This window comes from Paenibacillus dendritiformis (genome assembly GCF_021654795.1).
Classification (GTDB): Bacteria; Bacillota; Bacilli; order Paenibacillales; family Paenibacillaceae; genus Paenibacillus_B.
On sequence record NZ_AP025344.1, the window covers coordinates 4,805,529 to 4,817,766 of the forward strand.

At 55.3% G+C, this 12,238-nt stretch carries 13 protein-coding genes; 4 read left to right on the forward strand and 9 right to left on the reverse strand.

Going from position 1 to position 12,238, the window contains the following annotated elements; translation table 11 throughout:
• Window positions 1-100: 100 nt before the first annotated feature.
• The gene (gene ilvN, locus L6439_RS21285; protein WP_168181189.1) at window positions 101-601 is read right to left on the reverse strand and encodes an acetolactate synthase small subunit; all 501 of its coding nucleotides are present in this window, start codon (window positions 599-601) and stop codon (window positions 101-103) included.
• Entirely contained in the window at window positions 598-2,343 is a 1,746-nt protein-coding gene (gene ilvB / locus L6439_RS21290) for a biosynthetic-type acetolactate synthase large subunit (protein WP_168181190.1), read from the reverse strand. The genes ilvN and ilvB overlap by 4 nt, the downstream gene beginning before the upstream one ends.
• Window positions 2,344-3,069: 726 nt before the next feature.
• Between ilvB and L6439_RS21295 the strand changes: the two genes are divergently transcribed.
• Entirely contained in the window at window positions 3,070-3,519 is a 450-nt protein-coding gene (locus tag L6439_RS21295) for a GNAT family N-acetyltransferase (RefSeq protein ID WP_168181191.1), read from the forward strand.
• Window positions 3,520-3,633: 114 nt separating this feature from the next.
• On the opposite strand, the gene L6439_RS21300 is transcribed toward L6439_RS21295, so the two are convergent.
• The gene (locus L6439_RS21300) at window positions 3,634-3,918 is read right to left on the reverse strand and encodes a 50S ribosomal protein L33 (RefSeq protein ID WP_168181192.1); all 285 of its coding nucleotides are present in this window, start codon (window positions 3,916-3,918) and stop codon (window positions 3,634-3,636) included.
• A gap of 129 nt (window positions 3,919-4,047) precedes the next feature.
• The gene (locus tag L6439_RS21305) at window positions 4,048-5,112 is read right to left on the reverse strand and encodes a nucleoid-associated protein (protein ID WP_168181193.1); all 1,065 of its coding nucleotides are present in this window, start codon (window positions 5,110-5,112) and stop codon (window positions 4,048-4,050) included.
• A gap of 275 nt (window positions 5,113-5,387) precedes the next feature.
• Here L6439_RS21305 and L6439_RS21310 point away from each other — a divergent pair, with 275 nt between their 5' ends.
• The gene (locus tag L6439_RS21310) at window positions 5,388-5,939 is read left to right on the forward strand and encodes an acyl-CoA thioesterase (RefSeq protein ID WP_168181194.1); all 552 of its coding nucleotides are present in this window, start codon (window positions 5,388-5,390) and stop codon (window positions 5,937-5,939) included.
• A 100-nt stretch (window positions 5,940-6,039) separates the two neighbouring features.
• On the opposite strand, the gene rplT is transcribed toward L6439_RS21310, so the two are convergent.
• The 4 genes from rplT to L6439_RS21330 form a co-directional block, all read right to left on the reverse strand.
• Window positions 6,040-6,399: a 50S ribosomal protein L20 gene (gene rplT / locus L6439_RS21315; protein ID WP_006284825.1), complete on the reverse strand. Its 360-nt coding sequence runs from the start codon at window positions 6,397-6,399 to the stop codon at window positions 6,040-6,042.
• Window positions 6,400-6,436: 37 nt separating this feature from the next.
• On the reverse strand, window positions 6,437-6,637 hold the full coding sequence (rpmI, locus tag L6439_RS21320) for a 50S ribosomal protein L35 (RefSeq protein WP_006677982.1): 201 nt from the start codon (window positions 6,635-6,637) through the stop codon (window positions 6,437-6,439).
• Between the two features lie 66 nt (window positions 6,638-6,703).
• Window positions 6,704-7,201 (reverse strand): translation initiation factor IF-3, encoded by a 498-nt coding sequence (gene infC, locus L6439_RS21325; protein ID WP_168181221.1) that lies wholly within the window; start codon window positions 7,199-7,201, stop codon window positions 6,704-6,706.
• A gap of 301 nt (window positions 7,202-7,502) precedes the next feature.
• A complete protein-coding gene (locus L6439_RS21330) occupies window positions 7,503-8,744 on the reverse strand; it encodes a glycosyltransferase family 2 protein (protein ID WP_168181195.1) in 1,242 nt (413 codons plus the stop codon).
• A 746-nt stretch (window positions 8,745-9,490) separates the two neighbouring features.
• Between L6439_RS21330 and L6439_RS21335 the strand changes: the two genes are divergently transcribed.
• Window positions 9,491-10,018: a phosphatase PAP2 family protein gene (locus tag L6439_RS21335; RefSeq protein ID WP_374043200.1), complete on the forward strand. Its 528-nt coding sequence runs from the start codon at window positions 9,491-9,493 to the stop codon at window positions 10,016-10,018.
• Between the two features lie 59 nt (window positions 10,019-10,077).
• Complete coding sequence (locus L6439_RS21340; protein WP_172879011.1) at window positions 10,078-11,289, forward strand: MGDG synthase family glycosyltransferase; 1,212 nt, start codon at window positions 10,078-10,080, stop codon at window positions 11,287-11,289.
• Between the two features lie 124 nt (window positions 11,290-11,413).
• Here L6439_RS21340 and trmB read toward each other — a convergent pair whose 3' ends face one another.
• A complete protein-coding gene (gene trmB, locus L6439_RS21345) occupies window positions 11,414-12,142 on the reverse strand; it encodes a tRNA (guanosine(46)-N7)-methyltransferase TrmB (RefSeq protein WP_168181197.1) in 729 nt (242 codons plus the stop codon).
• Between the last annotated feature and the right edge of the window lie 96 nt (window positions 12,143-12,238).

Sequence of the window (12,238 nt, forward strand, 5' to 3'; positions counted from 1 at the left end):
TGTTCCGGTTGTGCCTGAGTTATCCCCTGAGAGACCCCCTCATTCGGGGAATGCCCGCGGCCATCGCGAAGCCGGCCGGAGCGTGCACGGCACATATCGGTTACTTCCCGTCCGCAGCCTGCCCGCGAACCATCGCGGTCACGCCGGTGCGGCTGATCTCGCGGATGCCGTATGGCTTGAGCAGCTCGATCATCGCTTCGATTTTCTGGGACTCGCCCACCACTTGGACGATGATCGTGTTCGGTCCGATATCGACCACCGTCGCGCGGAACGTCTCGACGACGCCGAGGATCTCCGGACGCTCCCGCGGCTCCGCCTTCACCTTGATCAAGGCCAGCTCGCGGGACACCATCGGTTGAGAGCTCAAATCGACGACTTTGATGACATCGATAATTTTGTACAGCTGCTTCTCTACTTGCTCCAGCGTATGCTCGTCGCCGGTCGTCACGATGACCATGCGGGAGAGGCCTTCTTCCTCCGAGGCTCCTACCGTAATGCTGTCAATGTTGAATCCGCGGCGGCCGAACAAGCCGGATACGCGCTGCAGTACGCCAGGCTGATCGTTGACGATGACGGCGATGGTGTGCTTCATCGGTTTCATTCGCAATCCCCCATTATCATTTGGTCAATGGTGCAGCCCTGGGTTACCATCGGGTAGACGTTCTCGTACTTGCGTACGACGAACTCGACGACGGCCGGCCCAGGCGTGTTCAACGCCTCTGTCCAGGCTTGCTCCGCTTCCTCCTTCGTCGTCGCCCGGAAGCCGCGCACGCCGTAGGCTTCCGCCAGCTTGACGAAATCCGGGCTGCCTGCCAAATCGATATGGCTGTACCGGTTGTCGTAGATGAGCTCCTGCCATTGGCGCACCATCCCGAGCACCCGGTTGTTGATGATGGCCACCTTGACCGGAATATTGTGGATGGCGCAGATGGCGAGCTCCTGCGCGCACATTTGCATCCCGCCGTCGCCGTTGATCGAGACGACGGTCCGTTCCGGGAAGGCCATCTGCGCGCCGATGGCGGACGGGAAGCCGAAGCCCATCGTGCCGAGGCCGCCGGATGTAATCCAGGAGCGCGGGTGGTTGAAGCGGTAGTACTGGGCCGCCCACATCTGATGCTGCCCGACGTCCGTCGTCACGATCGCATTGCCTTGGGTCGTGTCATTAATCATCTGAATAACCCATTGCGGCTTCAGCTCCGAATCGGAGTCAATGAAAGCCAGCGGCTTCTCGTCCTTCCACTTCTGCACCTGATCGCGCCACGCGTCTGCTTTATCGTTGTGAACCGCCGTAGCATTAGCCAATTGAAGCGTCGACTTAATATCGCCCACAATCGGAATGTCTGTCGGCACATTTTTGCCAATCTCGGCCGGGTCGATGTCAATATGCACAATCTTCGCCTTCGGAGCGAATCCGTCCAGCTTCATCGTTACGCGGTCATCGAAGCGGGCGCCGATGTTGATAAGCAGGTCCGCTTGCTGGATAGCCATGTTCGACGTGTACGTTCCATGCATGCCGGGCATGCCCATCCACAATTCATGCCCGCTCGGGAAGCCTCCAAGTCCGAGCAAGGTCGTCGTCACCGGAATCTTCGTCTTCGTCGCGAACTCGAACAATTCCTCGTGCGCCCCGGAATGAATGACGCCGGCTCCGGCCAGAATGACGGGCGACTCGGCTTCCGCAATGGCCTTCATCATTTTCTCGACCTGATACTTGTTCGGCTGGACGGTCGGGTTATACCCGCGAATGTTCACTTCCGTCACCGGCTGGAACAAGGTCGTTGCCGCGGACACGTCCTTCGGAATATCGATGAGCACCGGCCCTTTGCGGCCCGTATTCGCGATGTGGAACGCCTCATGAATGATTCGCGGCAGGTCCTCCACTTTCCGAACCAGATAGCTGTGCTTCGTAATCGGCATCGTGATGCCGGTAATATCCGCCTCCTGGAAGGCGTCGGTTCCGATAAACGTCGTCGCTACGTTGCCGGTAATGACGACGAGCGGAACCGAATCCATATATGCCGTAGCGATGCCTGTGACCAGGTTCGTAGCACCGGGACCCGATGTCGCGATGCAGACGCCCACCTTGCCGCTTGCCCGCGCATAACCGTCGGCGGCATGTATGGCGCCTTGCTCATGCCGGGTCAAGACATGATGGAAATCCTCCCGGCCGTGCATCGCGTCGTAGATGTAGAGCACGGCGCCGCCCGGATAACCGAACACGCACTCCACACCTTCCAACAACAAGCTGCGAAGCAAAATTTCGGAGCCTGTAATCACTTCAGGCTTCATCCATTTTTCTTTTAATTCATCCGTTGAGCGCATTGCCGTTTGGTGTGTGCTCATTTTGCCATCCTCCTTACGCATCCTTGTCGATTTCCAATCGGGCTTGGTTGTCATGGTGTGTTGTGCCTGGCCAGGCTTGAAATACAACAAAAAAACCTTCCGCCCCCGCAGCTTGCCGCTGCCTAAGGGACGAAAGGTTGTGCTTCCGTGGTACCACCCATGTTCATTCCACATCTCACGATATGAAATCTCTGCAAGTATACGCCGATAGAGTTGTCCATAACAGGCATGGACAGCGCATACTCTGGGCGCCTAACGCGCGCCTGACGATTCCCCCTACTGACATATCCGGGCCATGGCCTGGTATCCGTTCAGGAGAACAGCTCCGAGGTGAGCTCGCCTATAAGGGATTATGGCGCCGGTCTCAGCAAGACTTCCATGCGCTCTCTGTTCATAAGGGCCCTTATGCTTCGTCCTCTTCATTGCCGTTGTAAATATGGTCAATGTCTTTCAAATGTTTAGAAACATTATATTCCTACGATATGCAGGAGTCAAGAGGCGGTGTTAAAAAAATTTGTAAAGCGGTCATCCGGCAAAATGACAGCATAGCCTCGCGAAATGCCGGAAATCGGCAAAAACCTCGGCTTTTTTCCGTACTATAACGTTTTAGGGCATTCCGTTTATTCGGGGTTCCGTGAAAGGCCGAAAGAGCGGTGGGATCGGCACGGGGAACGAAGGCGGCACATATAATACATCATTCGCGATGCAGCAAAGGGGGAATCGGGCATGAACATCCGGCTTCGGCGCCCCGCTTCCGATGACCGCATCATTCGCCGCCTTGTTCTGGAGGAATTGCTTCCCCACTCCAACCTCATCTGGGAAGAGAGCCAAGTGCTGAAGGATATTCCGGTCCGGCTCCGGAAGGGCGTCACCTATGTCGCTGCGAACCGCAGAAATCAGCCCGTCGGCTTCGCGCTTGTCCAAGCGAAGAACGACATCCTGCTGATCGATCTGCTCGCCGTCAGCAGCGCTGCCCAGGGCAAAGGATGCGGCTCCGCGCTTCTGGCACGGGCGGAACGGCACGGGCGCATGCAGCGCTGCCTCCTTTCCCGCGTCTACGTAGATCAAGGCAACGACGCCGCCCAGCGATTCTACGAGCGGCATGGTTACCGGGTAAAGCGGTACATCGCGCAGATCGCATGCCACGAGATGGAAAAGCCGCTGGACAGGCGCTGACATCCGCCCAATCCGTCCGGCGGCAGCATGAAAGCCTGGGGTTCCCCCCAGGCTCTCCGCTCCCATATCCTCATGTGGCCCGCTCGTCTTGGAATGATGGTTGACTGTATCGGCTTACCAAAAAGATCCGTACGGGAAACCGGCATACCCGTATCCCCCGTACCCCCCGTAAGGGAATCCCCCAAACGCGAATGGGGCTGTGCCAATGGCGAGAAGATCGAATAAAACCAATGGAATGATGGCTTTTGTTTTTACTTTTTTGCCCTTCGCTTGCTCCAGCACCAGACGGTTCCCGGAAATGCGAATCAGCTTGCCGGACACGACAGATCCGTTCTTGTGAAGCGCATAGATCCGTTTGCCGACCAGCTTGGAAGCCTGAGCTCTCGTAACACCCCGCATGCGAATCCCTCCTTCACGGTTGATTCCATACAAGGTATTCTATCCGGCCCTTTCCCGTCTGTATGATGGCCCTTCCTTCTCAAATCTGGGTCTGGCAAGCTCTGGACCTTGGGCTGCCTCCCCGCGATTCTATTCTTCCTCGTTATAGAAAACTTTATAGTAATGCATGCCCCGCTCTTCATCGAAGCCCTTCTCCACGAAAGCGAAGCTGTCGCTCTTGAGCTTCAGCTCGATTCCCGTATCGGTCCGGATATTATTTTTATACGTTCGCTTCGCCTTTTTCAAGGCGGCCTGGGAAATCGGAAATTCATTCAGCGGAGGCAACTCGTTCGCTTCCTCGTACGTCTCCTTGTACGCCTTGAAGATCGGCACGATCTCCGGCTGCACAATAACCTCCTCGGCGAAGGCCTCCTCCTCGAACTGTTCGTGCTTGGCGAAGTACTCGATCGTATGATGAATGAACTCCAGCTTCTCCTTCTTCTCCGGCGGTTCCTCCGCCGAGGCGGCGATGACATCCTCGTAGAAATGCGTGCACATTTCGATATATTTATCCGTCAAATAATGCTCGTCCTCCAGCAGCCGCACGTTCAAGAAATCTTCCTGCCAATACCGGGCCGCTTCGTTGTTCTTGCCTGCCGACGTATCGACGATGCCGACCGAGTAGCCCGCCTCCGCCCGCACGTTGAGTATAAGGCAGCCCTTGTCCAGCTTGCGGATGTTCGTTCCTTCCTGGATGCTGACCTGAAGCTCTTCCGGATTGCGCTCCTGCACCTGAAGAAAGACGTCCTTATGCTCCGATTTCATGATGCCGATGGCGTCGATGCTGAAGTTGTTGTACAAGATATTATTGAGATGAACGACATACAGCTCCCCCGGCTTAATCTGCGGATGGGAGGATTGCTCATACAAATGATGCAGCAAATGAACGGACTGCTCGTGAAAGGAATCCGGCTGCTGAAAGATGCGGCTCACATACGTGTATACCTCATTCAAAGGCAGCTCGGCCTCATGATGGAAGCGGTAAAAGGCATCGAATTTGAAGCCGGAAATAAAATACTTCATCAGCGTCGCCTTCACTTCGTCGCTTGGCACGTCATAGAGCGCGTGAGAGACGCGAACCCCTTCGTCGCGGGCCTTGCTTCCGACCTGATGGACAACCATTTGCTGAATTTCCGCTTTGGATAAATCGATCATAACATTCCCTCTTTTCTCGAAGTCGCATCTCTTTATTGTACCGAAAATGCGTACCAATGAAAACGGAAACCGAAGGCAGTGTCCGCACGGGGCGCCGCCTGATTCTCCTTTTCCAACCGGCCAGATATGGCTGTGCCGCGGCCTCGGTTGCGGGCGGCCGCCCTGCCACGGATTTGGCTTATCCCCCGCTCTGGAGTACAATATAAGGATGAGAAGCGGCAGCCGTCCAGGCTGCCCCGCATTCAAGCGGAAGAGTTGTTGCATGGAAAGGACGATTGATTGTGAAGAAAGATAAGGATGTTCATCAATCGAGGCTTGCCCCCAAGCTGTGCCGCGAATCCCGCGTGTTCAAGACGAGCCGCGTATTTCCGAACGATGTCAATAACCATGACTCCCTGTTCGGCGGCAAGCTGATGAGCGCCATCGATGAATTGGCCTCCATCTCGGCCGTGCGGCATTGCCGGTACAACGTAATCACCGCTTCGACCGATTCGGTTGATTTCCTGCGCCCGATACTGCAGTCCGATTCCGTCTGCCTGGAATCGTATGTAACCTGGACGGGACGAACGAGCATGGAAGTCTTCGTCAAGGTCGTATCGGAGAATCTGTTCTCCGGCGAGCGCGCCATCGCGGCGACTTCCTTCCTGACGTTCGTGGCGGTGGATGAGCATGGCACGCCGATGGCCGTGCCGCCCGTCATCCCCGACTCCGAGGAAGAGAAGCTGCTTCACGAATCGGCTCAGGAGCGGGCGGAGCTGCGGAAGAAGAGACGGGCGGGAAGCAAGCAGCTCGCCAGCCAGCTGTCGACCCGCAAATATTGGGAATAAGTCTATGCAAAAAGCCCCGGTTGCTCGCAACCAGGGCTTGTCTAATAACGAACGCCGCACGGCCGTGTCCGGCGGTGCGGCGCTCACGATGAATCCAAGCTTACGCGTTTACTTTTTCTTTGGCTACTGCCGCAAGAGAGCTGAATGCATTGGCATCGTTGACGGCCATGTCAGCCAGCATTTTGCGGTTGATGTCCACGCCAGCCAGCTTCAAGCCGTGCATCATCTTGCTGTAGGACAGTCCGTTCATGCGAGCTGCCGCGTTGATGCGGGCGATCCACAGCTTGCGGAAGTCACGCTTCCGTTGACGGCGATCGCGGTATGCATACAGCAACGATTTCATCACTTGCTCGTTCGCTGTTTTGAAGATGCGGTGTTTGGAACCGAAGTATCCTTTTGCCAGTTTCAATACTTTCTTATGACGACGACGTGTCGTAAATCCGCCTTTTACTCGTGCCATTTCGTATTAACCTCCCGATTCGATGTCTCCGAATTGCTTATTTCAAGTTTTTCAATTGCTGCTTCATGCGGTTAACGTCGCCTGCTGCCATCACTGGGCTTGTTGCCAGGTTGCGCTTTTGGCGTTGCGATTTATGGGAAAGCAAATGGTTGCGGTACGCTTTGTAGCGACGCACTTTACCAGTACCCGTAATTTTGAAGCGGCCCTTCAAGCTGCTATGCGTTTTCATCTTAGGCATAATCAATTATCCTCCTCAAGTTCGGTGTTCATCCATCCCGCCGCCTTAGCCTGCGCGGCAGGTCGCTTAGGTGCTCTTTGGCGCCAAAATCATAATCATGCTGCGGCCTTCCAGCTTCGGAACGCGCTCCACGATGCACAGCTCGTTCGCTTCGGCCAGAACGCGGTCAAGAACTTTCTTGCCGATATCCGCATGGGCAATCTCGCGTCCGCGGAAGCGGACCGAGCATTTGACCTTATCGCCTTCACGCAGGAACTTCAAGACGTTGCGCAGCTTCGTCTGGAAATCATGCTCGTCAATGTTCGCGCGGAACCAGACTTCCTTGATATCAACCGTCTTCTGATTCTTGCGCGCTTCTTTCTCTTTCTTCTGCTGCTCGTAGCGGAACTTGCCGTAGTCCATAATCCGGCATACGGGCGGCTTCGCTTGCGGAGCCACATTCACCAGGTCCAAGTTCGCGTCGTAAGCCATCTGCAGCGCTTCGCGGAACGGCTTGATGCCGATCTGCTCGCCTTCCGGACCGACCAGTCGAACTTCCTTCGCACGAATCTCCTCGTTAACCAAATGATCTTTGCTAATGGTGTGCCACCTCCATAATCGAATTCCCACTTCGCCCTTGCAAACTTATATTGTATGCAAAAAGGGATGCGGACTCAAGAGCCCACATCCCTCACATAGACCGATAATCATCATGTGAAACACCGCCAACGCGGCAAATCGTCAATACCAGCCAACTTGCGTCGGTCAGGTGAGAAGCGGGCGCTCCTGCTTAATCTAAATCATATGCTATTTGAACACTCAACTACTATATCACTCTTGCGCACTCATTGTCAAGACATTCTTTCCGCCCCGGGACAGGCCCGAGTCAGGACACCTGCTTGCCCTGCATTTCCTCCAAGCGCACGACGCGCGTATGCTCGGTATGGCTCCATACCTTGTTGTTCTGCGTGAAGAACGCATAGAACGTAATCGGCCACCAGGACAGCAGATAGATTGGGAACGTAATGAGCGACGCATAGATGCGCCACGATTTGACGCCCTCAAGCACGAGGGCCAGCACGAACACGCTGCAGGTCAGCACCATCGAGACGACCGTCACCCATGACGGCAAATATTCAAAGAACGTGGCCACGTTCGGCCCGTTGAAAATCGCCGCGTCCACCCACAAGAAAGCGGTCATCAGAAACGTCAGCAGCACGGTGTAGACCGTAATCGTATAGAGCGCCATATCGAACTTCGCCATATTGCGCTCCTTGACGCTCTGCCACAGCAGCGGGAAGAAATAGCGGCGCGCCACCGTAAAGTGGCCCTGCATCCAGCGCAGACGCTGGCGTGCCGACGCCTTGAACGTCAACGGCTTCTCGTCGTATACGCGCGCATTGTAATTCAACACCGGATTGATGCCGTTCATGACGCAGCGCGCCGTGAATTCCAGGTCCTCGACCAGGCTCGTCGCGCCCCACCCCATATCCTTCAGCAGCTGGCTCTCGAAGCACATTCCGGTACCGCCGAGGAAGTTCGCCAGCTTCAGATTTTTGCGGGACAGCTGCCACAGCCGGTTGCAGTACCAGTAAGTAACGCCGTAAGCGGCCGTAATCCAGGAGTCATGCGGATTCTTCGTATCGATATAGCCCTGGATGACACGCGCGCCGGAGCACAGATCATTATTCATTTCACGAAGGAAATCCATGCTGACCAGATTGTCCGCGTCGAGCATGACGACCGCATCGTACTGGCGCGGCATCTCCCACAGGTTGTTCAGCATCCACTCAATGGCATAGCCCTTGCCGCGCTGATGAGGATTGTGGCGCTCGCACGCCTGCACGCCATGCTCTCTTACGATGTCCGCCGTGTTGTCGGTACAATTATCGCAAATGACAAAGATGTCATACATTTCCTTCGGATAGTCGAGCTGCTTCAAGTTCTCGACAAGCGCTCCAATGACCGCTTCCTCGTTATGCGCGGCCACAATGACGGCGAACGATTTCTGCGGGTCGTAATTTCGTCGTTTCTTTTCACGGTAAATGCCGAACAGCGACAAGGTGAATTGATAGACCCCGAGCGCGGCCAACAACACCTGCAAGCCGATAAATAACTTATCCACCATGTTGGTGTCCCCCTTTTAACCCCTGATGATATTTCACTTTTTCTGTAAGCCTGCCTTTTCTTTGTTTTTCATGGCAGGCCTTTGTCATGTTTACCCCGGCAGAAAACGGTCGATCCCGATTTTCTAACGTTTGCATCCGTTTGTCAAAAACCTAATATTGGCTTTCATGCGTTCTTTGCTTCATATTCAAGCAAGAATGATCGTGAAGTGGCAGGCGTTCGGGCTCTGACGGGGTATTTTCTTTATTTTCGTCCAAATGCTAAGAAATTATGGCTTTGGACCCCCATTTCGTCAAAAAAAGATACTGAACCCGAGCAAAAAGGCATCTTCCGCCTTGCCCTGGACCGCATGGGCATACGCCTACATCATATTATAACGTAAGAGCCCATGCAAAGGTTGCTGACCAAAATCAACCTGACGAGGCTAACTTGCAGATATCACCATGTTACCCGTTGCATCCGAAAGTGAAACATCCGTCAGGAGCCCGTGGCTGCAATCAGGAGTAACGTCCTAGAGACAAAAGAGAAGTCTGTGGGGGCGGGATATCTTTCGTCAAGCTTCGCCGCCAATCGGCATGCGTCTTCATCATAATGTGATTGAAATTATGACCAAATATAAATATGATTAAGTATGCTTCTCGGTTCCAAGGAAGGGGTACATCAAAAATTCACAAAATCCTTATCTTCTGTTAATGTAAAGTTGTTACGATTGCATCAAAATCTATCGCATAACGGAGGGGTGACATGTTGACCCGTGTTATCGCGTGGCTTGGATACCGTGAACGGCAGTTGTTTCTGTGGATTAATCAGCGTCTTCATCATCACTGGATGAACATGGTGCTCTATACAATGACTCATCTTGGAGGAGCGACATTCACGATCGCATTCTCGCTTATCCTTGGCCTGTTCGCGCCTGACCCTTGGAGCCGGATTGGCTGGCAGTGTCTGGTTGCGCTGGCTGTAAGCCATATTCCCGTTTTTCTTATCAAAAAATGGTACCCGCGGGTTCGCCCCCACTTGGCGCTGCCCGGTATACGAACGTTTCGCAAGCCTCTTATTGACCATTCGTTCCCGTCGGGACATACGACGGCCATCTTTTCGATCGTCATGCCGATTATGATGGCCTTTCCGATTTTGACCTGGGCGCTGCTTCCCGTCGCCTTGATCGTGGCGATGTCGCGCATGTATCTCGGCCTTCATTATCCTTCCGACTGCCTGGCAGGGGCCTTGATCGGAACCGGGGCGGCCGTAGGCACGGTCTCCTTCTGGACATAATGAGGCCGCGGATTCGCCAACCAGGAAGTAACATTACTTAGGATAGAAGGGTGACCTATATGCAGGAACCTGTCACATGGTCAGTACCGGCAGGCTTCGCTTTTACGAACGATAAGGAAGGCAAGAAGCGGGTTCTCATCCTGTCGGAGCGCTTCGGGGCCGGGCATACCCAAGCTGCGCATGCTCTGGCCGTCAGCCTCCGCAAGCTGTCCCCGCATGTGCAGACGCGCGTGATTGAGCTGGGCAGCTTTTTGAATCCGCGGACGGCGCCGCTCATTATCGAGGCCTACCGGAAGACCGTCAGCGTGCAGCCCAAGCTGGTCGGCTTCATGTACAGGACCCAATATAACAAATCGTTGAACAGGCTGACTACGATGGCTCTGCATCGCGTCTTTTATACGCAGGCGATGACGGTTATGCGCCAGTTGAGGCCGGACATGATCGTATGCACGCATCCGATTCCGAATGCCGTTATCTCGCGGCTGCGGCGGCTGGGCTTGGATGTGCCGCTCTGCACGGTCATTACCGATTACGACGCGCATGCGACCTGGGTCAGCCCCGGCGTTAGCCGCTATCTGGTCTCGACGCCTGAAGTGCAGGCAAAGCTGGAGTCCCATGGCGTTCCTTCCGATCGCATCCTGGTGACCGGCATCCCCGTTCATCCGAAGTTCTGGGAGACCCATGACCGCAAGACGAAGGCCGCCATCCGCCGGCGCTTCGGGCTGAAGGAGCTCCCGACCGTCCTCGTCATGGGCGGCGGCTGGGGACTCATTGACCCGACCCGTTCCAGCGAGCTGCTGACCCGCTGGCGCAATGATATCCAGTTCTTGTTCTGTATCGGAGACAATGAGAAGCTCCGCCAGCGCCTGCTGGACAACCCGAGATTCCGGCATGAGAATATCCGCCTGTTCGGCTATACGAAGCAGATCGATCAGCTGATGGACGTATCCGACCTGCTGGTGACGAAGCCGGGCGGAATAACCTGCACCGAAGCGATGGCGAAGGGCATTCCGATGCTGTTCTACGAACCGCTGCCGGGCCAGGAAGAAGAGAACCTGCATTACTTTACGGAAAAAGGATATGGCGAGCGAATCGAGAACGCTCATACGATAACGAATTGGATGAACAAGCTGGCGTACCGCTATGAGGAAGTCGCCTCGCGGCGGCGCGAATTCGAGCTGAATGCCTCGCGTTATCACCCGAAGGCGTGTGCCGACGCGATTTTGAGCATGCTTTACGAGCAGCCGCCTTCCGGCAGTTCCTCCGCCTGACTTATCCATTTTAATCCCCCGCCCGGGTCTGGACTCGCTCCAGGGCCGGGCGTTTTGCTGCGGCCGCACAGGACAAAGCCGCCGGCTTCCGGGCATCGCCCGGGCCGGCGGCTAACCTGTCGCATTATCGCTGCGGGACGCTCCGTCCTTCGTTGCCGTAGGGCAGCGAAGCCCGGTACTGCTCGTAAGCCTCGCGTCCCACCAGAACTTCCACGCGATGAATGTTCATGCCTCTGCTCGAGAATTTCTCTTCGTATTCCGTCATGACATGTTCCGGATGAGGACCGTCCCGGTGCAGATCGAGCGAGATGTTCCGCATCTGAAGACCGACCTCGGCGTAGGAATTCAAGGAGTACTCGAACAGCGCCACCGAGTCCGTCTTTTGGTGGATCTCTCCGCGTTCATTCAGGACGTGCTTATATTTCTCGATAAAACGGGGGTGAGTCAGGCGCCGGCGCGCATGGCGCTTCTTCGGCCACGGATCGCTGAAATTGAGAAAAATGCGCTCGATCTCGCCCTCCGCAAAAATGGATTCCAGATATTCGATATTCGCCCGCACCAGCCTCAAGTTGGCCCCGGTGTCCACGCCGAGCTCTCCCCGGAGCGCCTCGGCCTTCTCGCAAGCGCGCGCGATTAATTCATCGTACATATCGATCCCGATGAAGTTCACATCCGGGTGCAGCTTGCTCATCGTGCTGATGAACTGGCCTTTGCCCATGCCCAGTTCCACATGGATCGGACGGCCGTTCCCGAAGATCTCATGCCAGCGGCCTCGTGCCGATTGAGGGTCCAGGATCGCAATCTTCGATTGCTGAAGCAGCTCCGGAGCCCCTTTTTTACCTCGTAAACGCATCTGTTTTCCTCCAACCTCAGTATGCTCTAATCTTCTATTCTGCATGACGGGCACGCAATTGTAAAGAGCGGGCTGCCGTCTCTCTGTCTGCGCTTC